Below are 20,263 nucleotides of genomic sequence, written 5' to 3'. Positions count from 1 at the left end.
GCCATACCCAAAGCAAGACAATGACGTCAAAGAAGCAACAAAGAGTGGCACGATCGTACAGGAATGTCGCGAAAGTGTAATTTTCTTGATAGTTGATCGTTTGCGCGGCGTATTTTGAAGCGTTTCGCGCACCGTTAAGGCGCAACCGGGTGAGAAAAATGCACCCGGTTGGGGCCATGTTGTTACTTCGCTGTCTGCAGGCTGACACCATAGAAGGGGGTCAGACCGAACGGACTGATCTTGAAGTCCTGCACTTCCTTGCGCATTGGCTGAAACACCTTGGAGTTGGCGATGGGCGTGATCGGCACTTGTTGCTTGAGGATGTGCTGAGCCTGTTGGTAGAGCTTGATGCGTTCATCGCGGTTGGTCGTGACCTTGGCCTGCTGCACCAGCTTGTCGTAAGCCGGGTCGCACCATTTGGCGTAGTTGCTGCCTTTGACGGCTGCGCAGCTGTAAAGCACACCGAGCCAGTTGTCAGGGTCGCCATTGTCACCGGTCCAGCCGTAGATCATCGCGTCGTGCTCGCCGGCCTTGGCGCGCTTTATGTACTCGCCCCATTCATAGCTGACGATGTTGGCCTTGATACCGATCTTCTCCCAGTCCGACTGAATCATCTGCGCAGACATACGCGCATTGGGGTTGGAGGCGCGCTGAACCGTCATGGCCCACAGATCGATTTTGGTACCCGGTGCCACGCCTGCTTCCTTGAGCAGCTGTTTCGCCTTGGTCAGGTCGTGCGGCGCATCCTTGATCGTCTGGTCATAGCTCCACTGGCCTGGCGGCAGCGCGTTCTCGGCCAGTTGGCCCGCACTCTGGTAGACCGCCTTGATAATGGCCGGCTTGTCGATGGCCATGTCCAGCGCCTGACGCACCTTGAGCTGGTCGAGCGGCTTGTGGGTGACGTTGTAGGCCACGAACCCCAGGTTGAAACCGGCTTGGCTGAGAACCTTGAGTTTCGGGTCCTTTTTCATCTCTTCGATGTCTTGCGGGCGTGGGTAGCCGCTGACCTGGCATTCGCCGGCCTTGAGCTTCTGCATGCGTACCGCGGCGTCGCTGTTGATCGCAAAGATCAGGTTATCGATCTTCACGTCCTCAGGTTTCCAGTAGTCGGTGTTACCGACGTAGCGGATCTGCGAGTCTTTCTGGTAACGCTTGAACACGAACGGTCCGGTGCCGATCGGTTTCTGGTTCAGCTCTTCAGCCTTGCCTTCCTTGAGCAACTTGTCCGCGTATTCGGCGGACTGAATGGAGGCAAAGCTCATGGCCAGGTTCTGTACGAACGCCGCATCGATATTGTTCAGGGTGAAGCGGACGGTCTGTGGATCGACTTTCTCGATGCTCTTGATCGTCGTGTTCAAACCCATGTCCGTGAAGTAGGGCGACTCCGACGGGTAGGCTTTGCGGAACGGATGATTGGCGTCGAGCAGGCGATTGAATGTGAACAGCACATCGTCGGCGTTGAACGTGCGTGTAGGCGTGAAGTAATCCGTGGTGTGGAATTTCACGCCGTCGCGCAGATGGAAGGTGTAGGTCAGCCCGTCAGGCGAGACATCCCAGCGGGTCGCCAGCCCGGGCTCCACTTCGGTTCCGCCACGCTTGAACTGGGTCAGGCGATTGAAAACGGTTTCGGCCGAGGCATCGAAGTCGGTGCCGCTGGTGTACTGGCTGGGGTCAAACCCGGCCGGGCTGGCTTCCGAGCAATACACCAGTGTGCTGGCCGCCTGTGCCAGGGGGGCGCAGGCCAGCAGCGCGGTGGTCAGGAGCAGCGGTTTGAAAAGTGTATGTCCCATGGATCCCTCGCGTGGTACGGCAATAACCGTGCGTTATATCGACAGTCAGATAGACGACGGATAGTGCCGTACCAGGCCGGGGCGGACAATACGCTTACCTGCCTAAAATGCTGCCCAGCAGGCCAAGCACAGTGGGGCCGCCGCCCAGAAAAACGGACAACAAGCCGGTGCTGTCCTGACTAAATCTGTTCACGTCCTCGCGCACGGTGTCCAGTATGTAGGTCTGAGCCTTCTCCAGCGCGCTCCTGTTGCCAGCCTGCCTGACCCGATTGAAATTAGCCTTGGCCCATTCCTGAACACTTTCGTCTTGCCAGTCACTGTCCATCGGGTGAGTAAAGAATCCTGCGGCGACGGTTGCCGGATGGTCAGCCTGGTCCTTGCCGTGCCACTGGCCCAACATTGACTGGCCTACTTGAAGCACCGCTTTTCTGGCAAGCAGGGCCGCCAGCGCGTGGAGTGGATGCTCCGCATGATCCTTGGCCAGCTGTGAGTGTGTCGGGTCGGTGGAGCCGCTGCTGTTCGGATCATCGCCAAACAGGGTTTGCAAGTCGTCTATGGTGTTGCCGAACCAGGTCGTCATGCTTTGCATGGTAAAACCGAAAGCGTTGCCGATCAGTCGCCCTGGCGTTCCGATGAAATCGGAGAACTCTTCGACCTGTTCGGAAAAAGGCAGCTCGGCCCATTGGTCGCGAGCAGCCAGGAACGCTTCGTAAGCCGCGAGCATTTGCGGGTCAGGGTGTTCGCTGAGCACAATCTGCATGATCTCGTCGCGCTCGTAGCGCTCGCCCGCCTTGATGGGTTCGAACGGTTGCTCGTCTGTAGCAAACAGGATCTTGCCGAGCGGCTCTGCGAGGCTGGCGATGATGTCGCTGCTGCTGAACATGCCGGTGACGAGCGGCAACTGGTGCTTGCAGTCTGCTTTCGATGTCCAGGGAAGCACATCGGTATAGCCGAGCTTGATCAGGCTCAGCTCGACGAAGTTCGAATGGGCAAAGAAATCTTCGAGTATGTGCAGCGCCGCGCCCATGTTTCTGAGGCCGTCAGTGGACTCGGGACCTGCCTTTGCGGCGATCTCCAGACCGGCAGCCATGACGTCTGCCGAACGCTGGATGTAGCGCTTCATCGACGTGTCGTAGTCGACCTGTAACGCCGGATCGTCAGGCAGCACCCAGTCTTCAAAGTCGGCATCCCGCTCTTTGGGGTCGGCCGGATCGGGATTGACGGTCTTGGGATTGTCGATATGTTCACTGGGACGATAAACGCCCAGTCGCTCGGGTGTGACGACAAAAAGCGGACGGTCGATCAACATCAGATCAGTGAATTCCTTGACGGCCAGCACATCCACGATGCGGGTCAGGGCGTCGCGGGACAGCAGGTCCGGAAAGTTTTTCGGCATGGTCGTGGCCCGCACGATCTTCGGGTCGAGTAACTGCGAATAGTCCCTCAGCCAGTTGCCGTAATAGATCGCCCGGATCTCGTCATGCCTGAAACCGGCAGATTCGAGAACCTTTTCGATGGAGCCGTGAGTGTGTTTATGCTTGTCTCCGTCTCCGGCTTCAAATCGTTCCGGTTTCGGAAGCCGTTCGCCGTTCGTATTCACTGCCTGGTCAATTGCCGCAGCATGGCGTTGAGACGCGCCGTTTGGGGGATTCATCCTTGATTCCTTGGGTGTCGATGTGCTCCGGCTTGCCTGGAGCAACTACGTGAAATGAGGGCGTAAGTTTCACGCGCAGCCCGGCCGCCGACAATCAGGCAACGCACCGGGACACGTAGGAGAAAGCCCGGCTCAAAGAGACCGAAGGGGGAGATGCGCGTGAGAAGCGGCGGCAGTCGACACTGCCGCCTGGTGCATCAAGGGATCGCGACTTCAATCACGCCATCAGCGGCAACACTGACCTGGCTGGTGCCAGCTTCGACATCGGGCGTGGGGGCCGAGTCTTCACGCGAGGATTTCGCCATCATCATGACCGGCGCACGCAGGTAGGGCTGCGGGTAGCCCGAAGTGTTGAGGTTCAGGTTGACCAGCTTGTAACCGGTGCCGCCCAGCGCTTCGGTGACCAGTTGCGCACGGGCCTTGAAAGCGGTCACCGCGTCCTTGAGCAGGGCGTCTTCGCTGGTCTTGCGAGTGGCTGGCGAAATCGAGAAGTCCATGCCGCCCATTTTCAGGTCTGTCAGCAGCTCGCCGGTCAGCTTGGACAGCCCCGCAAAGTCGGCGCTTTCCAGGCGCAGCTCGGCGCGCTCACGCCAGCCGGTGATCTTCTGCCCTTTGTCGTCGTAGACCGGGTAGCTGTTGCGGCTGCCCTGACGAATCTTCACGTCTTTGACCTGTCGCGCCTGGCCGAGCGCCTTGTTCAGGGTTTCGGTGATCTGCGCCGCCAGTTTGGCCGGGTCGCTGTCCTGCGCCTCGGTGTAAAGCGTGACCATCATCAGGTCGCGCTGGACTTCCTGATTGACCTCGGCACGCAGCGAAATCTGGTTGTAACGGGCTTCTTCAGCCATAGCCGGCAGGCTGGACAGGGCGGCTGCCAGTGCGACAAGCGCGGCAGCAGGGCGGAGATTGAACATGTGAGCTCCTTGTTATCAAACGGCCACCCGACAGTTGCCGGATGGTGCAAAGCCTTGAGACTGTAGCCTTTATACACCGGTTCCAGTGATGACCTGACGTTCAGGCGCGGGCGTCACGGTGTGCGGTGCGTTGACGCACTTTTCCAGTTTTGCCTCTCGCTTGGTTATACTCGCAACGATCCACCTGGAGCACTCATCAGGAGAGCTCATGCTCGCCCCCGTTCAAATGCTTTCAGCCACACGTCAAAACCTGTGGCGCCTGACATTCATCCGAATTCTGGTGCTGGCCGCGCAAGCGGGGTCAGTGGGCTTCGCGTGGTTGTTCGACTTTCTGCCGCTGCCGTGGCTGCAGCTGTCGATCACGCTGGGTTGCTCGCTGGTGCTGTGCGGTCTGACCGTCATCCGCCTGCGCACGTCTCTGCCGCTTACCGAGTTGGAATACGCGTTGCAACTGGCGCTGGACCTGCTGATTCACAGTGCGCTGTTGTATTACTCGGGCGGCTCGGCCAACCCGTTCGTTTCTTATTATCTGGTGCCGCTGACCATTGCTGCAGCGACCTTGCCGTGGCGGTATTCGCTGATTCTGTCGGGCTTTGCGCTGGCCATGTATACCCTGTTGATGGTGCGTTCCTACCCGCTGGAAACCGACTCGATTGCCCGGGAAAACATGCAGGTCTACGGCATGTGGCTGAGTTTCGCGCTGGCAGCGGCAGTCATTACCTTTTTTGCCGCCAAGATGGCCGAAGAGTTGCGGCGTCAAGAGCAACTGCGTGCCGAGCGACGTGAGGAAGGGCTGCGTGATCAACAGTTGCTCGCCGTTGCCACCCAGGCAGCAGGCGCGGCCCATGAACTGGGCACACCGTTGGCGACCATGAGCGTGCTGCTCAAGGAAATGCGCCAGGATCACAGCGACCCTGCGTTGCAGGAAGATCTGTCGGTCTTGCAGGAACAGGTCAAGCAATGCAAACAGACCCTTCAGCAACTGGTGCGGGCCGCCGAAGCGAACCGGCGCATGGCCGTCGAGCTTCAGACCGCCACACACTGGCTGGACGAGTCGCTCAATCGCTGGCATCTGATGCGCCCCGAAGTGAGCTACCGCTTCTATCAGCTGGGCAAAGGCGAAGTGCCCACGCTGGCGCCACCGCCCGACCTGACTCAGGCGCTGCTCAATCTGCTGAACAACGCCGCCGATGCCTGCCCCGACGGGCTGGAAGTCAATCTGGACTGGGACAGTACGGAAGTCTGCATCAGTATTCGCGACCACGGCGCCGGTGTGCCGCTGGCCATCGCCGAGCAGATTGGCAAACCGTTCTTTACTACCAAGGGCAAAGGTTTCGGCCTGGGTCTGTTTCTGAGCAAGGCCAGCGTCACCCGTGCGGGTGGCTCGGTAAAACTCTACAGTCATGAAGAAGGCGGTACGCTCACCGAGCTGCGCCTGCCCCGAGACACGCGAGGAGAAGAAACATGAGTGACGATGACATCCAGGTCGAAGGCGAAGAGCTGCCCCATCTGTTGCTGGTCGATGACGACGCGACATTCACCCGTGTGATGGCCAGGGCCATGAGCCGTCGCGGTTTTCGCGTGAGTACGGCCGGCTCGGCGGAAGAAGGGCTGGCGCTGGCGCAGCAGGACATCCCTGAATACGCCGCGCTGGACCTGAAAATGGATGGCGATTCCGGCCTGGTGCTGCTGCCCAAACTGCTGGAAATGGACCCGGACATGCGCGTGGTGATCCTCACCGGTTATTCGAGCATTGCCACGGCCGTCGAAGCCATCAAGCGTGGCGCGTGCAATTACCTGTGCAAACCGGCCGATGCCGACGACGTGCTGGCGGCGCTGCTGTCCGAACACGCCAATCTCGACACGCTGGTGCCTGAGAATCCGATGTCGGTGGATCGCTTGCAGTGGGAACACATCCAGCGTGTGCTGACCGAGCACGAAGGCAACATTTCAGCGACCGCCCGCGCGTTGGGCATGCACCGCCGGACCTTGCAGCGCAAGTTGCAGAAGCGCCCCGTACGGCGTTGATGAAGGTTTTTTCATAGTGATCGTGTAGGCGTTTTTTTGCTTCATTGTGCTCAGGCATCGTACTTTCAAAGAGAGCGAGCCTGAACCACATGAATCGCAATGCTGAATATTCTGCTGTCAACGACACGGTAAAAGGGGCGTTTTTACGCCGCGTCTGGAAGCTGATAACGCCGTATTGGCGCAGCGAAGAAAAAGCCATCGCCTGGCTGTTGCTGATCTCGGTCATTGCGCTGTCGCTGTTCAGCGTGCAGGTGTCTGTCTTCTTCAACAGCTGGTATCGAGACTTTTACAACGCCCTGCAGAACAAGGACCTGGCGGCGTTCACCCACCTGATCCTGTATTTCAGCGGCATTGCAGCCATCGCCATTCTGGCGGCGGTGTATCGCCTGTACCTGACCCAATTGCTGACGATCCGCTGGCGCCGCTGGCTGACAGAGCAGCATTTCGCGCGCTGGTTGGCAGACAAGAATTACTATCACCTCGAGCAGGGCGGTTACACCGACAACCCCGACCAGCGTCTTTCCGAAGACCTGAACGAGTTCACCACCAGCACCCTCAGTCTGGGGCTCGGGTTGATGAGCTCCGTTGTCAGCCTGGTGTCGTTTTCAGTCATTCTCTGGGGCGTGTCGGGCAGCATCGAACTGTTTGGTATCACGATTCCCGGCTACATGTTCTGGGCCGCCATGTTCTACGCCATCGTCGGCAGCTTGCTGACACACTGGATCGGCAAGCGGCTGATCCCGCTGAACAACCAGCAAGAGCGATTTGAAGCAGACCTGCGTTTCGCGCTTGTCAGGGTGCGCGAAAACGCCGAGAGCATCGCTTTGTCCGAAGGCGAGCGTAATGAAAACCAGCGGCTCAGCGGGCGCTTCCAGATGATCTGGAACAACTTCCGGACGTCTATGAAAGTGCAGAAGCGGCTGACCTTCTTCACTTCCGGTTATTCGCAGATCGCGTTGATCTTCCCGTTCATTGTGGCGGCACCACGGTATTTTGCAGGCAAGATCGAACTGGGTGACCTGATGCAGATCAACTCGGCATTCGGCAACGTGCAGGAGAACTTCAGCTGGTTCATCAGCGCCTACGGCACGCTGGCCTCATGGCGCGCGACCTGTGACCGTCTGTTGAGTTTCCGCCAGGCAATGACCGACCACGAAGCGCAACAGCCTGCCATCGAAAGGGTTGCGACCGAAGGCGCGCTGGAATTGCAGGACCTGAATCTGGAGATTGTCGGCGGTCGCCAATTGTTCAGTGAAGCCAGTCTGCGCATTGCAGCAGGCGAGCGGGTCATGCTCAGCGGTCGTTCGGGCAGCGGCAAAAGTTCGTTGTTGAGGGCTCTGGGCGGTTTGTGGCCAAAGGGCTCAGGGCAGATCCGTCTGCCCGCCGGGCCGGCGCTGTTTCTGCCGCAGCGGCCTTATCTGCCTATTGGCACGCTACGCGAAGCAATGAGTTATCCACAGCCTGCGGATCATTATCCTGCCGAGCGTTTTGCCGATGTTTTGAATCAGTGCCGTCTTGAGCATTTGATCCCTCGACTAGACGAAAGCAACCACTGGCAACGTTTTCTGTCGCCGGGCGAGCAGCAGCGGGTGGCGTTTGCTCGCGCATTGCTGATTGCACCACGCTGGTTATATGTGGATGAGGCCACTTCGGCGATGGACGAGGATGACGAAGCCGCCATGCATCACGCGATCATCGAAGGTTTGCCCGGCCTGACGCTGGTCAGCGTCGGCCATCGCAGCAGCCTGCAACGTTTTCATGCGCGGCATGTGCGCGTCGAGGACGGGAAGTTGGTCGATCAAGGGGCTGTCGGGGCGGTTTGACGGGGATTCTGTCCCGTACGCGGTACTTTTTGAGGGTGTGATCATACAACCGCTGAGCTATGATTAGCCCTTGTTTAGCAGTCCAGAGATCGATGTTGGATGGAAAACCAAAGCGCTCCGCCCCGCGCCCGTAGAAAACACCGCAGCCTCGCGCAGGAGTTGGTGACCGAGTTGTCCGAGCGCATTCGCAGCGGCCAGCTCAAGCGCGGCGATAAATTGCCCACCGAATCCGCGATCATGGAAGAGCAGGGCGTCAGTCGCACCGTGGTGCGTGAGGCGATCTCGCGCTTGCAGGCGTCCGGCCTGGTCGAGACCCGTCACGGGATCGGCACTTTTGTGCTTGATACGCCGAGCCCCAGTGGCTTCCGGATCGATCCGGCGACCATTGTCACCCTGCGCGATGTGCTGGCGATTCTCGAATTGCGCATCAGCCTGGAAGTCGAGTCAGCGGGGCTGGCCGCTCAGCGCCGTAGTGACGAGCAACTGGCCGCGATGCGCGCTGCGCTGGACGCGCTCAACGAAAGTGCAGCCCATGCGACAGACGCGGTGGCCTCGGACTTCCAGTTCCACCTGCAGATCGCGCTGTCGACCGGCAACCGCTATTTCACTGACATCATGACCCATCTGGGCACCAGCATCATTCCGCGCACCCGCCTGAACTCGGCGCGGCTGGCCCATGATGATCAGCAGCATTACATGGACAGGCTGAGCCGTGAGCACGAGGAAATCTTCGACGCCATTGCTCGCCAGGACTCCGACGCCGCCCGCGCCGCCATGCGCCTGCACCTGACCAACAGCCGCGAACGCCTGCGCCACGCCCACGAAGAAGCCGAATCGCAGCGCGCGTGAAGAACACCTGACCTTGTAGGAGCGAGCTTGCTCGCGAAGGCGGTCTGGCAGATCAGCGATCTCACGCTCACGAAGATGCCGAATCGCAGCGCGCGTGAGGAACACCTGACCTTGTGGGAGCGAGCTTGCTCGCGAAGGCGGTCTGACAGATCAGCGATCTCGCGCTCACGAAGAAGCCGAATCGCAGCGCGCGTGAGGAACACTGACCTTGTGGGAGCGAGCTTGCTCGCGAAGGCGGTCTGACAGATCAGCGATCTCGCGCCCACGAAGAAGCCGAATCGCAGCGCGCGTGAAGAACACCTGACCTTCCTGACCTTGTGGGAGCGAGCTTGCTCGCGAAGGCGGTCTGACAGATCAGCGATCTCCAGAGGCTGTAATGGCCTCTTCATGAGCCATGCGGATTGCCGTCCCGGTCACTCCCACATAGGCGCAGCCGAGGTCGTCCGGGCAGAAGCCCGCTCCACGTTACAAATCTGATCCCCACGGCAGACGTCAAAACCGGCCCCCGTCCTTTCCCGCTGAAAAAACCGAAAATCCCTGTTGAGTGATTTTATTATCAGTTGTACGATGACTTACGACATCGGCAATGACCCGGTGATCCTCTAACAATTATGTCCCCCAGGGTGTTCGAATAATGAATCCACAAGAACTGAAGTCCATCCTCTCTTCCGGCCTGCTGTCTTTCCCGGTGACCGATTTCAATGCCCAAGGTGATTTCCATCGCGCTGGCTACATCAAACGTCTCGAGTGGCTGGCCCCTTACGGTGCAAGCGCTCTGTTCGCTGCCGGCGGTACAGGTGAGTTCTTCTCCCTGGCAGCCAGCGAATATTCCGAAGTCATCAAGACTGCCGTCGATACCTGCGCCACCAGCGTGCCGATTCTCGCCGGTGTAGGCGGTGCGACCCGTCAGGCCATCGAGTACGCTCAGGAAGCCGAACGCCTGGGCGCCAAAGGCCTGTTGTTGCTGCCGCACTACCTGACCGAAGCCAGCCAGGACGGCGTTGCCGCCCACGTTGAAGCCGTCTGCAAGTCGGTCAAGATCGGTGTGGTCGTCTACAACCGCAATGTCTGCCGCCTGACGCCGACGCTGCTGGAAAAACTGGCTGAGCGCTGCCCGAACCTGATTGGTTACAAGGATGGCCTGGGTGATATCGAGCTGATGGTTTCGATCCGTCGCCGCCTTGGGGATCGTTTCTCGTACCTGGGCGGCCTGCCGACCGCTGAAGTCTACGCCGCGGCCTACAAGGCGCTGGGCGTGCCGGTCTACTCGTCGGCCGTATTCAACTTCGTGCCGAAACTGGCGATGGACTTCTACCACGCTATTGCCCGTGACGATCACGAGGCTGTCGGCAAGTACATCGACGATTTCTTCCTGCCTTACCTGGAAATTCGTAACCGCAAAGCCGGTTATGCCGTGAGCATCGTCAAGGCCGGCGCGAAAATCGCGGGCTACGACGCTGGCCCGGTTCGCGCACCGCTGACCGACCTGACGGCGGAAGAGTGCGACATGCTCGCCGCACTGATGGACAAGCAAGGCAAGCAATAACACCACCGGCTACGAGACCGCTGAGCGATCAGCGGTTTTTTCGTTGGAGTGCATGACATTGCAGGTGGCAGGTGTCGTCGCCGCGACGCTGCCAAGGGGCCTGTGACGCTACACCCAAAAAAACAGCTTTACCCGCGTAAAAAAATAATCAGTGGGAGCTCTACCATGCAAAAGTCCAAGCCGACGCACGTCCGCTATTTGATCCTGTTGATGCTGTTCCTGGTCACCACGATCAACTACGCCGACCGTGCCACCATCGCTATCGCTGGTTCCAGCATCCAGAAGGACCTCGGCATCAGTGCCGTCACTCTGGGCTATATCTTCTCTGCATTTGGCTGGGCCTACGTGGCCGGTCAGATTCCCGGTGGCTGGCTGCTCGACAGGTTCGGGTCGAAAAAAGTCTATGCCATGAGCATTTTCACCTGGTCGCTGTTCACCCTGCTGCAAGGCTATGTCGGTGAGTTCGGCATTTCCACGGCCATCGTTGCACTGTTCATGCTGCGTTTTCTCGTGGGGCTGGCCGAAGCGCCTTCCTTCCCGGGCAACGCTCGCATTGTGGCGGCCTGGTTCCCGACTGCCGAACGCGGCACTGCCTCGGCGATCTTCAACTCGGCGCAGTACTTCGCCACTGTGCTGTTCGCTCCGCTGATGGGCTGGATCGTCTACACGTACGGCTGGCAGCATGTATTCGTGGTCATGGGGGCCGTCGGTATCGTGTTCTCGATGATCTGGATGAAGGTCATCTACGGCCCGCGCAATCACCCGATGATCAACGAGGCCGAGTTCGAGCACATCTCCAGCAACGGTGCGCTGGTCGATCTGGATCAGGACAAAGGCAAAGGCAAGGAAAAGGCAGCCAGCAGCGGGCCGAAGTGGGATTACATTCGCCAGTTGCTGACCAACCGCATGATGCTGGGCATCTACCTGAGCCAGTACTGCATCAACGGCATCACCTACTTCTTCCTGACCTGGTTCCCGGTGTACCTGGTTCAGGAACGCGGTATGACGATCCTCAAAGCGGGCATCATCGCGTCTCTGCCGGCTATCTGCGGCTTCATCGGCGGCGTGTTGGGCGGGATCATTTCCGACTACCTGCTGCGCAAGGGCCATTCGCTGACCTTCGCCCGCAAGGCACCCATCATCGGCGGTCTGTTGCTGTCGACCTCTATCGTGACCTGCAACTATGTCGACGTTGAATGGGTGGTCGTAGGTTTCATGGCCTTGGCTTTCTTCGGCAAGGGCGTGGGAGCACTGGGCTGGGCTGTCATGTCTGATGTTTCGCCCAAGCAGATTGCCGGTTTGAGCGGCGGCCTGTTCAACACCTTCGGTAACATTGCATCGATCACCACCCCGATCGTGATTGGTTACATCATCAGCAGCACCGGCTCGTTCAAATGGGCGCTGGTGTTCGTGGGCGCCAACGCGCTGCTGGCAGTGATCAGTTACATTTTCATCGTGGGCGAAATCAAGCGTGTGGAATTGAAAGAGCCGCCTGCCAAGGGGCCATTGCTGAACGACTCGGTCAGCGACCTTTCCGAAGCAAAATCCTGAGGAAACCGTGATGAACCTGATTCAACATGCCGATTCTCCGCGCTACATCCGGCTGCACCCGCTGGATAACGTTGTGGTCGTGGTCAACGATCAGGGCGTGCCGGCCGGAACCGAATTCGATAACGGGCTGGTGACGGTCGATAACGTGCCACAGAGCCACAAGGTCAGCACGGTTGACCTGGCGGTGGGCGAGGCCATTATTCGTTACGGCCACACCATTGGTTACGCTCTGCAGCCGATACCGCGTGGCAGTTGGGTCAGGGAAGACCAGTTGCGCATGCCGTCTGCGCCTGCGCTCGACAGCCTGCCGATGTCCGATGCCGTGCCAGAGAAACAGGCGCCGCTGGAGGGTTACACCTTCGAGGGCTATCGCAACGCCGACGGCACGGTGGGCACCCGGAACATTCTGGGCATCACCACCACCGTGCAATGCGTGACCGGCGTGCTGGACCATGCGGTCAAGCGCATCCGTGACGAACTGTTGCCCAAGTACCCGAATGTCGATGACGTGGTGGCACTGACCCACAGCTACGGCTGCGGCGTGGCCATCACCGCCACGGATGCCTACATCCCGATCCGCACCGTGCGCAATCTGGCGCGTAACCCGAACCTGGGAGGCGAGGCGCTGGTGATCGGTCTGGGTTGCGAGAAATTGCAGGCCGGGCAGGTGATGCACGAGGACGACAGCTCGGTGGACCTCAGCGAGCCGTGGTTATATCGGCTTCAGGATTCCAGTCACGGTTTCAATGAAATGATCGAGCAGATCATGGAACTGGCCGAGACTCGCTTGAAGAAACTGGACGTGCGTCGTCGCGAAACGGTTCCGGCCTCCGAGTTGATCCTCGGCATGCAGTGTGGCGGCAGCGATGCGTTTTCCGGCATCACCGCCAATCCGGCGCTGGGCTATGCTTCGGACCTGTTGTTGCGGGCCGGTGCCACGGTGATGTTTTCCGAAGTGACCGAAGTGCGCGACGCCATTTACTTGCTGACGTCCCGCGCTCAGGATCAGGACGTCGCACAGGCGCTGGTACGGGAAATGGACTGGTACGACCGTTACCTGGCCAAAGGTGAGGCGGATCGCAGCGCCAACACCACACCGGGCAACAAGAAGGGCGGTTTGTCGAACATTGTCGAGAAGTCGCTAGGGTCCATCGTCAAGTCCGGCAGCAGCGCCATCAATGGCGTGCTTGGCCCTGGCGAGCGAGTCAACGGCAAGGGGCTGATCTTCTGCGCCACGCCCGCCAGTGACTTTGTCTGTGGCACGCTGCAACTGGCTGCCGGGATGAACCTGCACGTGTTCACCACCGGGCGCGGCACTCCCTACGGGCTGGCGATGGCTCCGGTGGTGAAGGTTTCGACCCGCACCGAGCTGGCTCAGCGTTGGCCTGACCTGATCGACATCGACGCCGGCCGTATCGCGACCGGGCGCGCGAGCATCGAGGATCTGGGCTGGGAGCTGTTTCACTTCTACCTGGACGTGGCCAGCGGCAAGAAAAAAACCTGGACCGAACACTACCGGCTGCACAACGACATCACCCTGTTCAACCCGGCCCCGATTACCTGACAGCGCGGCGTCACGGAAGGCATCTCCACGCTGGGCGAGGAACGAGCGGCGTTTGCAAAAACGCTGATCGTCCCGATGCCCATTGTGGGCAAGCTGTTCTGGATCAGGCCCGATTCGAACATTCTCTGAACTTTAAGGCACTGTCAGGCCTCTTCTACAATAAGGGTGGCCGGTCTGGCTGCCTTCGTGGAACGTGCAGGAGATTTCAAATGGGTTGGATATCGGAAAATCATCTATGGCTGTTTGCAGCGCTGACTGCTTTGGTCGTGATTTCGGACATTTGGGCGGTCATGCGCATTCGCAAAAGCAAGACTGAGTCCAGCAACAAGCTGATGTGGATCATCGTCGTGGTTGCCGTGCCTGTTCTGGGCGTTCTGGCACTCGTTATTGCGGGGCCGCGCCATGTGGACACCCCTGCGCGGCCTGAACAGCAAAGCACAAAGTACTAACCCCGTCTTCCAGAAATGCCCTGCCCTTGAGCAGGGCTTTTCTCTTTTTACGCGCGCATTTCTCTCCCGCGAAAACATCTTCACGCTAAAGATGAGCGGTCGGCTGGCAAAAATTTAAATCTCTGCAATTCTTCTGACATGGGGAGCTGTTTACATGCTCGCCATTCAGACCCGAAAAGGAGAGAGCACATGTCTATCATTACCAAGTGGGCGTTGCAGGCGGTGGCACTGGTTGTTCTGGGTTGGATGGCGACAGTGACGGCAAGCTGGAACAGCAGCGTTGCCAGTGGCACTGGCAATGATCGTCTGGCCGAGTTGAATGCGGGCGTGCTGAGCAGCCCCGTCGTGAACAATGCTCGCTCAACGAGTGTGCAAGGCCAGTAACCACGCCAGAAAGCGGTTAATGCCGGCACTTTTCAGCAGGCAAAAAAATGGCCCACAACAGGGTGGGCCAAATGGGATTCATCAAAGGAGTGGGTTCAATTTACCCAGCCAGACGTGAAGAGGATGTGAAACGGATGTCATGGAAACGAGAAGTGTTTAAATCCGGAAAAAAACGTGTCGGCGGGGTAGAGGCGGGGTAAAACAGCGTCGTCAGCCTGGTGATAACGCTGTTTGAGGCATGTCCTGCGAAGGCCGCTTAGCGGGCCATCGCGCTTGCACTTCGTTCGGGCGCTGCGCGACGTGCCATGTTCGGCAGCGAATGCGGCGCATCGATTCTGGATTTCATGCGATCTGCAAATTCTCTGGCTTCCTGCCAACTCCGGCACTTGACCGGATAATCGTCAAGTTTTACAACCCAATCAGCCCCGTATGAACCTTCTTCAATTCGGATAAGCATTGTTGCATCTCCTGTTAGCGAGGGTAAATCTGTGCCGGGTCATCGGCGTGAAAGCAGACGGACGAAATCCTGCGCCGAAAACCTGTGTCGGGCTACAAAAAATTACACTTCCCGATGAATGTCAGCGGCCCGCAACAGAACGACCGCAGGAGGTCTTGATTCTGTTTGCCTGCGGGCAGCCTGACGCAGAAATATGACAGGCTGATGGGGTGCGGGTCAGAAGGCCAGTTTGAAGCCGATGGTGCCCAGCATGATGGCCAGGAAAGGCCGCAAGATGTCGTCGGAGACACGGCCCGCCATGTGGCTGCCCAGATAAATGCCCGGCAACGAGCCGGTCAGCAGCCAGCCCAGCAGCTCCCAGTTCATGTTGCCCATGCTCGCGTGGCCCAGACCTGCAACCAGAGTGAGGGGCACAGCGTGCGCGATTTCAGTGCCCACCAGACGCCGGGTCGGCAGCAGCGGGTAAAGGATAAACAGCGCCACGGTGCCCAGCGCGCCGGCACCGATAGAGGTCAGCGCGACCATAGTGCCCAGGATGAGGCCCGTGATGACGGTCAGGACCGTCAGGCTCGTGCCACTGAAAAACGAGTGCCCATCGCCGCGCCCGTGGGCGAATGCCAGCAGTTTTTTCTTGAACAGAACCGCCATGGCAGTGAGCAGCAGCACGAAGCCCAACGCCTGCTTGATGATCGCGTTCAAGGCTTCAGGGGCCGCATGCAGGGTACTCAGAAACCACAGGGTCAGGAGAACGGCAGGGACGCTGCCCATTGTCAGCAGGCCCGTGACTTTCCAGTCGATGTTGTCATTTTTGCGGTGAACCAGCACGCCACCGGATTTGGTGATCGCCGCGTACAGCAGGTCTGTGCCGACCGCCGTGGCCGGGTTGATGCCGAACCACAACAGGATGGGCGTCATCAGCGAGCCGCCGCCGACCCCGGTCATGCCCACGATAAAACCGACCACCAGCCCCGCAATTACAAACCCCAGACCACCCGCTTCCATATCCAACCCTGTCAAGCAAACGCATCAGGTAAAAAGTGGCGGGCAGCATAACGGCTTATGCCTGAAGCGGTTATGAAGATGTGGTCTAAGGTTATAACCGTTTGTCTCGGATGACGGCGGCTTCAGCGGCTTCGGCAACGCTCTGCAAGCGTCGGGTGGGGCCGAGCCAGTCCACCAGCGCGTCGGCTTCCATGGGTTTGGCAATCAGATAGCCCTGGCCTTCGTCGCAGCCCCATTGCTTGACCAGACGGCGAATGTCATCCGTTTCGATGCCTTCGGCCACCACGCAATAGCCCAGCTTCTTGGCCAGACCGATCAACGCTTTGACCAGGCGCTGATCGGTCTTGTCGGACGCCAGGTTACGGATCAGCGACTGGTCGAGCTTGACCGTGGTAGCGGGCAACTGGCGCAGGTAGCTCCAGTTGCTGTAGCCGGTGCCGAAGTCATCGATAGCAACGTCCATGCCCATCTGACGCATGCGTTCCAGCTGATGTCGCACTTCCGCCGGGTTGTGCATCAGTGCGCCTTCGGTGAATTCCAGTTCGAAGCGGGTAGGGTCGATCTTGTGTTGGCTCAGCAGGCGAATCATCCGGTCGGTGAACGCAGGGCCTGCAAGGTCTTCAGGGCTGACGTTGATCGCAATGCGGAAATCGAATCCCTGCTGCTGCCATTGTGAGGCCTGCTCGATTGCACTCTTCAGCACCCACAGGCTCAGCGGGCGCATCAGGGCTGTCTTCTCGGCCAGCGGCACGAACTCGGCAGGCCCGATGGGGCCGAGCGTCGGGTGATTCCAGCGCAGCAAGGCTTCTACCGAGGTGCAGAGACCGGACGCCAGATCAATACGCGGCTGATAAACCAGACGCAATTGATCGTCAGCATGCACGGCGGTGGTCAATGAGCTGAGCAATTTGAAGGCACGTTGCTGGGCGGCATCGAAATGCGGCTCGTACATCGCCCAGCCAAGGTCGCGGTCACGCGCGTCATCGGCGGCGCTGATGACCATGCGCATCCAGTCCTGTTCTTCGGTCAGGTCACGATTCAGCGTCACGACGCCCAGGCCTACTTGCATCTGAACCGGAATACCCCGGCACTCCACAGGTGTCTCGAAATCTTCAAGAATGATGCGAAGCAGGTAATCAGGCACCTGGTCGCCCGGCAACAGGAAACCGAAGCGGGTCGGGCTGACCTTGTACAGCGAACAGCTCGCCGGCAGCAGACTTTCCAGGCGACTCTTGATCGCCGTCACCAGGTCTTGGGAGAAGCTGTAGCCCAGTGCTTTGACAATGTCATTCAGGAACGCGGAGGTGATCATGTCCACCGCAATCAACTGGTAGTCGATATGCGACGCCACGGCCTGATGAATGTCTTCCTGAAGGCGAGAGCGGTTATACAGCCCGGTAGGCTGATCGATGAAGCAACTGAGTCGCAGGTTGACGATGCGCTTCATGACCAGCGAAGCAAAGCGCTTGAGCATCTGTGTCTGATGCTCACTCATCGGCTCGCGTGGCTGGGTATCGATCACGCACAGGCTGCCCAGCGCAATGCCGTCGTCGGTGATCAGCGGAGCACCGGCGTAATAACGGATATCGGGGTGGCCGGTGACCAGCCCGTTGTTCATGAACCGCTCATCCAGCGTTGCATCGGGAATTTCAAACAGGGCGTCGGAGAGAATCGTGTACGCGCAGAACGAAACATTGCGCGGCGTTTCTCGCGCTTTCAGGCCGACTCTGGCACGAAACCACTGACGATTCTCGTCAACAATGGAGATCAGTGCGATAGGGGACTGGAAAAATTCGGCGGTCATCTCCACGATCTCGTCGAGGACGTCGTCTGACGTGTCTTCGAGTACGCACAGCTCCCTGATGCGCAACAAGCGTTGCGTTTCATTAAGCGGGATAGGGGCACTGGCGTTCATAAGATTCTCGAGGGTGTGCGGTGATGACCATTTGACATCACAAAACGCACTTTAGCAGATGAAAAGATTTCAACCATGAATGCGCGCTATCAGTTAATCGGCTGCCCTCCTTGATTTGTGAGCGCAAAGAGCCTTGCAGCCCAGACGGGTAGAGGATGTATTCTTTTATTCACAGGGTGTGGCGAGCGTTGCCATTCGTCGCTTGACGAGAGAAATCCCGATGTGGGCAGCCCGGCTTTACGTTCCGGGTGGTCCACAGCTGTGCAATGCACAGAAAGGTCCGGTTTTTTGAGCGGGGCTTTCGGAGTGTGCGGCACCCCATGCCTGGAACAAGCTCCCAACTGCAAGCAAACCGAGAACCCTGGATGAACGTTCTGATTCGACCCGCCTGTGAGGCAGATGCTGACGCCATCAGTCGGGTGGTCATAGCGGCTTTGCGCACCAGCAATGCCAGAGATTACTCCGCCGATGTGATTGAGCGTGTTGCGCAGGGCTTCAGCCCTTCTGCAATTGCTGCACTTATGCACCAGCGTCACATGTTTGTGGCGGTGGCGGGAGAACGCGTTATCGGAACCGCGAGCCTGGCAGGTGGTGCCATTCGTTCAGTATTCGTGGACCCCGATTGGCATCGTCAGGGCGTCGGCCGGTTGTTGATGGCAACGATTGAGGGCGCAGCCCGTGAAGCGGGCGAAGATCGGCTGGTTGTGCCGTCATCCTTGACTGCGCAGGCGTTCTACGCCGCACTGGGCTTCAAGGTTGTGCGCGAGCAGCAAGAGGGCGAAGAGCGCACATTGATCATGGAGCGGTCATTGCGCGTCTGAGCCGAGTTGCTCGTCAGGCGGTGAGTTCCTGGATTTCCTGCAATTGGTAGTGCGCATAAAGCGTGCTGGCGATCAATGTGCAGAACACTTTCAGGGTGTCGAGCGTGTCGTGATCGTCGAGCTGCGCCGGAAGGGTATCAAGCCCGCACAGCGTGCCGAAGAAATCCCCGTTGGGGAAAATGATCGGCAACGAAAAATAGCTTTGAAAGCCATAGAGTTTCGGCACCGGATGCTCTGCGTAAACCGCATCAGTGGCCAGTTCGTTGATCACGATAGGCTGCCTGTGCTGACGCAACTCATTGCACAACGTGGTTTCCAGTTTGAGCTCGTGACCGGGCTCCAGCCCAAACTGGATTTCGTCATACACCGCGCAGGCCGTCCAGCTGCTGTCGGTTACTTTTGCAATAGCCGCGAATCTCAGCCCGGTCAGCCGGGTTACCAGCCGTAAAAGGCTGGAAGTGGCTTCGATTTCACTGATGACTGCCAGCTCTGCCGAAGTCAGGTTGTTGTTCAAAATGCGTCACCCTGGTCATAAAAGCACTCATGCAGCCTTGGCAGTACGCCTGGCGCTGTCGATGCGGTGCAGAACGTGATCCTGACATACCTGGTCGTGGCTTACATGAATATCTTGGTCAGGGCCGTAACTATTTAGTGGGTTAAACGCACCTGTCAACTTTCCTGACGTATCAGCGTGTCTATTTATTGACAGCCCGGTTAACGCATCAAGTTCTGAAACGCACGACAAGATCATTCAAGTTGACCGCCAACTGCGACAGCTCGTTACTGGCGACCAATGTTTGTCGGGCGCCCTCGCTGCTCTGCACGGCCAGGTCCCGGATACTGACCAGGCTTCTGTCGACATCGCGCGCTACGTGCGCCTGTTGTTCGGAGGCGGCGGCGATCTGCAGGTTGCGGTTGTTGATCTCCAGCACCGAGTCGGTGATCTGGCGCAGCGACTGTCCTGCATCTTCAGCGGTTTTGCGTGTGTTGTGGGCTTCCTGAGTGCTTCGCTGCATTGACGCTACCGTGGCAGACGAACCGGCTTGAATCGCCGAGATCATCTGTTCGACTTCCTGGGTGGACGTCTGGGTGCGATGCGCCAAGGCCCGGACTTCATCGGCCACCACCGCAAAGCCGCGTCCCTGTTCACCCGCCCGTGCCGCTTCAATGGCTGCGTTGAGAGCCAGCAGGTTGGTTTGTTCTGCAATCCCGCGAATCACGCCCAGCACTTTGCTGATGTCCTGCGCCTGACCCGCCAGTGCAGTGACCTGTACCGAGGACCCCTCTACCAGACCGGTCAGGTTGTGCATGGCGGTCAGGGTTTCCGAGACGCGTTGATTGCCCAGGTTTGCTGAAAGGCTGGATTGCCTGGCGGCCTCTGATGTGGACGTGGCATTGCGAGCAACTTCTTCCACGGCCGCGCTCATTTCGTTTACAGCCGTGGCGGCCTGTTCGATTTCGCTGTTTTGTTGTTGCAAAGTGCGGTCGGCACTTTCGGTGATCGAGGTCATTTCGACAG

Annotated in this window: 18 protein-coding genes; 10 read left to right on the top strand and 8 right to left on the bottom strand. The window is 58.8% G+C overall.

Translation table 11 applies throughout. From position 1 onward, the window contains the following. Nucleotides 1-182: 182 nt before the first annotated feature. From BW686_RS22690 to BW686_RS22680, 3 genes are all read right to left on the bottom strand, one after another. Nucleotides 183-1,790, bottom strand: coding sequence for an ABC transporter substrate-binding protein (locus tag BW686_RS22690; protein WP_084919693.1), 1,608 nt, complete (start codon nucleotides 1,788-1,790; stop codon nucleotides 183-185). 94 nt (nucleotides 1,791-1,884) lie between these two features. After that, on the bottom strand, nucleotides 1,885-3,444 hold the full coding sequence (locus BW686_RS22685) for an HET-C-related protein (protein WP_084919692.1): 1,560 nt from the start codon (nucleotides 3,442-3,444) through the stop codon (nucleotides 1,885-1,887). 197 nt (nucleotides 3,445-3,641) lie between these two features. Further along, nucleotides 3,642-4,355, bottom strand: coding sequence for an SIMPL domain-containing protein (locus BW686_RS22680; RefSeq protein ID WP_084919691.1), 714 nt, complete (start codon nucleotides 4,353-4,355; stop codon nucleotides 3,642-3,644). A gap of 208 nt (nucleotides 4,356-4,563) precedes the next feature. Here BW686_RS22680 and BW686_RS22675 point away from each other — a divergent pair, with 208 nt between their 5' ends. The 9 genes from BW686_RS22675 (at nucleotide 4,564) to BW686_RS22630 (ending at nucleotide 14,549) form a co-directional block, all read left to right on the top strand. Beyond that, nucleotides 4,564-5,823, top strand: coding sequence for an ATP-binding protein (locus tag BW686_RS22675; RefSeq protein WP_084919690.1), 1,260 nt, complete (start codon nucleotides 4,564-4,566; stop codon nucleotides 5,821-5,823). Then, nucleotides 5,820-6,383 carry a response regulator transcription factor gene (locus BW686_RS22670; RefSeq protein WP_003395104.1) on the top strand — a complete coding sequence of 188 codons (564 nt, stop codon included), beginning with the start codon at nucleotides 5,820-5,822 and terminating at the stop codon, nucleotides 6,381-6,383. Before BW686_RS22675 ends, BW686_RS22670 begins: the two co-directional genes overlap by 4 nt. 89 nt (nucleotides 6,384-6,472) lie before the next feature. Continuing rightward, entirely contained in the window at nucleotides 6,473-8,206 is a 1,734-nt protein-coding gene (locus BW686_RS22660; protein ID WP_084919689.1) for an ABC transporter ATP-binding protein/permease, read from the top strand. A 99-nt stretch (nucleotides 8,207-8,305) separates the two neighbouring features. Further along, nucleotides 8,306-9,055, top strand: a complete 750-nt coding sequence (locus tag BW686_RS22655; RefSeq protein WP_007243745.1) for a FadR/GntR family transcriptional regulator — start codon at nucleotides 8,306-8,308, stop codon at nucleotides 9,053-9,055. Between the two features lie 634 nt (nucleotides 9,056-9,689). Next, nucleotides 9,690-10,601 (top strand): 5-dehydro-4-deoxyglucarate dehydratase, encoded by a 912-nt coding sequence (gene kdgD / locus BW686_RS22650; protein ID WP_084919688.1) that lies wholly within the window; start codon nucleotides 9,690-9,692, stop codon nucleotides 10,599-10,601. A gap of 165 nt (nucleotides 10,602-10,766) precedes the next feature. Continuing rightward, on the top strand, nucleotides 10,767-12,152 hold the full coding sequence (locus tag BW686_RS22645; RefSeq protein WP_084919687.1) for an MFS transporter: 1,386 nt from the start codon (nucleotides 10,767-10,769) through the stop codon (nucleotides 12,150-12,152). A 10-nt stretch (nucleotides 12,153-12,162) separates the two neighbouring features. Then, the gene (gene garD, locus BW686_RS22640) at nucleotides 12,163-13,716 is read left to right on the top strand and encodes a galactarate dehydratase (protein WP_084919686.1); all 1,554 of its coding nucleotides are present in this window, start codon (nucleotides 12,163-12,165) and stop codon (nucleotides 13,714-13,716) included. A 209-nt stretch (nucleotides 13,717-13,925) separates the two neighbouring features. After that, on the top strand, nucleotides 13,926-14,165 hold the full coding sequence (locus BW686_RS22635) for a PLDc N-terminal domain-containing protein (protein ID WP_084919685.1): 240 nt from the start codon (nucleotides 13,926-13,928) through the stop codon (nucleotides 14,163-14,165). A gap of 189 nt (nucleotides 14,166-14,354) precedes the next feature. Further along, nucleotides 14,355-14,549 carry a hypothetical protein gene (locus BW686_RS22630; protein WP_084919684.1) on the top strand — a complete coding sequence of 65 codons (195 nt, stop codon included), beginning with the start codon at nucleotides 14,355-14,357 and terminating at the stop codon, nucleotides 14,547-14,549. A gap of 256 nt (nucleotides 14,550-14,805) precedes the next feature. Here BW686_RS22630 and BW686_RS22625 read toward each other — a convergent pair whose 3' ends face one another. The 3 genes from BW686_RS22625 to BW686_RS22615 form a co-directional block, all read right to left on the bottom strand. Continuing rightward, on the bottom strand, nucleotides 14,806-15,006 hold the full coding sequence (locus BW686_RS22625; protein ID WP_084919683.1) for a hypothetical protein: 201 nt from the start codon (nucleotides 15,004-15,006) through the stop codon (nucleotides 14,806-14,808). Between the two features lie 216 nt (nucleotides 15,007-15,222). Continuing rightward, entirely contained in the window at nucleotides 15,223-16,008 is a 786-nt protein-coding gene (locus BW686_RS22620) for a sulfite exporter TauE/SafE family protein (protein WP_084919682.1), read from the bottom strand. A gap of 91 nt (nucleotides 16,009-16,099) precedes the next feature. Then, on the bottom strand, nucleotides 16,100-17,923 hold the full coding sequence (locus BW686_RS22615) for a sensor domain-containing phosphodiesterase (RefSeq protein WP_084919681.1): 1,824 nt from the start codon (nucleotides 17,921-17,923) through the stop codon (nucleotides 16,100-16,102). A 365-nt stretch (nucleotides 17,924-18,288) separates the two neighbouring features. Between BW686_RS22615 and BW686_RS22610 the strand changes: the two genes are divergently transcribed. Beyond that, the gene (locus BW686_RS22610; RefSeq protein WP_084919680.1) at nucleotides 18,289-18,744 is read left to right on the top strand and encodes a GNAT family N-acetyltransferase; all 456 of its coding nucleotides are present in this window, start codon (nucleotides 18,289-18,291) and stop codon (nucleotides 18,742-18,744) included. A 13-nt stretch (nucleotides 18,745-18,757) separates the two neighbouring features. On the opposite strand, the gene BW686_RS22605 is transcribed toward BW686_RS22610, so the two are convergent. Beyond that, the gene (locus BW686_RS22605; RefSeq protein ID WP_084919679.1) at nucleotides 18,758-19,258 is read right to left on the bottom strand and encodes a GAF domain-containing protein; all 501 of its coding nucleotides are present in this window, start codon (nucleotides 19,256-19,258) and stop codon (nucleotides 18,758-18,760) included. 208 nt (nucleotides 19,259-19,466) lie between these two features. Next, nucleotides 19,467-20,255: a methyl-accepting chemotaxis protein gene (locus BW686_RS27610; protein ID WP_373271055.1), complete on the bottom strand. Its 789-nt coding sequence runs from the start codon at nucleotides 20,253-20,255 to the stop codon at nucleotides 19,467-19,469. Nucleotides 20,256-20,263: the final 8 nt, after the last annotated feature.

Source organism: Pseudomonas syringae, assembly GCF_002157375.1.
In the GTDB taxonomy this organism is placed as follows: Bacteria; Pseudomonadota; Gammaproteobacteria; order Pseudomonadales; family Pseudomonadaceae; genus Aquipseudomonas; species Aquipseudomonas syringae_T.
Note: the sequence above shows the minus strand (reverse complement) of the source record. Positions and strands in the feature narration are given on the sequence as shown.

Excerpts from the sequence above, each read along its gene's own strand:
- BW686_RS22690 (WP_084919693.1), bottom strand. The coding sequence starts at position 1,790 with ATGGGACATACACTTTTCAAACCGCTGCTCCTGACCACCGCGCTGCTG.
- BW686_RS22685 (WP_084919692.1), bottom strand. The coding sequence starts at position 3,444 with ATGAATCCCCCAAACGGCGCGTCTCAACGCCATGCTGCGGCAATTGAC.
- BW686_RS22680 (WP_084919691.1), bottom strand. The coding sequence starts at position 4,355 with ATGTTCAATCTCCGCCCTGCTGCCGCGCTTGTCGCACTGGCAGCCGCC.
- BW686_RS22675 (WP_084919690.1), top strand. The coding sequence starts at position 4,564 with ATGCTCGCCCCCGTTCAAATGCTTTCAGCCACACGTCAAAACCTGTGG.
- BW686_RS22670 (WP_003395104.1), top strand. The coding sequence starts at position 5,820 with ATGAGTGACGATGACATCCAGGTCGAAGGCGAAGAGCTGCCCCATCTG.
- BW686_RS22660 (WP_084919689.1), top strand. The coding sequence starts at position 6,473 with ATGAATCGCAATGCTGAATATTCTGCTGTCAACGACACGGTAAAAGGG.
- BW686_RS22655 (WP_007243745.1), top strand. The coding sequence starts at position 8,306 with ATGGAAAACCAAAGCGCTCCGCCCCGCGCCCGTAGAAAACACCGCAGC.
- kdgD (WP_084919688.1), top strand. The coding sequence starts at position 9,690 with ATGAATCCACAAGAACTGAAGTCCATCCTCTCTTCCGGCCTGCTGTCT.
- BW686_RS22645 (WP_084919687.1), top strand. The coding sequence starts at position 10,767 with ATGCAAAAGTCCAAGCCGACGCACGTCCGCTATTTGATCCTGTTGATG.
- garD (WP_084919686.1), top strand. The coding sequence starts at position 12,163 with ATGAACCTGATTCAACATGCCGATTCTCCGCGCTACATCCGGCTGCAC.
- BW686_RS22635 (WP_084919685.1), top strand. The coding sequence starts at position 13,926 with ATGGGTTGGATATCGGAAAATCATCTATGGCTGTTTGCAGCGCTGACT.
- BW686_RS22630 (WP_084919684.1), top strand. The coding sequence starts at position 14,355 with ATGTCTATCATTACCAAGTGGGCGTTGCAGGCGGTGGCACTGGTTGTT.
- BW686_RS22625 (WP_084919683.1), bottom strand. The coding sequence starts at position 15,006 with ATGCTTATCCGAATTGAAGAAGGTTCATACGGGGCTGATTGGGTTGTA.
- BW686_RS22620 (WP_084919682.1), bottom strand. The coding sequence starts at position 16,008 with ATGGAAGCGGGTGGTCTGGGGTTTGTAATTGCGGGGCTGGTGGTCGGT.
- BW686_RS22615 (WP_084919681.1), bottom strand. The coding sequence starts at position 17,923 with ATGAACGCCAGTGCCCCTATCCCGCTTAATGAAACGCAACGCTTGTTG.
- BW686_RS22610 (WP_084919680.1), top strand. The coding sequence starts at position 18,289 with ATGAACGTTCTGATTCGACCCGCCTGTGAGGCAGATGCTGACGCCATC.
- BW686_RS27610 (WP_373271055.1), bottom strand. The coding sequence starts at position 20,255 with ATGACCTCGATCACCGAAAGTGCCGACCGCACTTTGCAACAACAAAAC.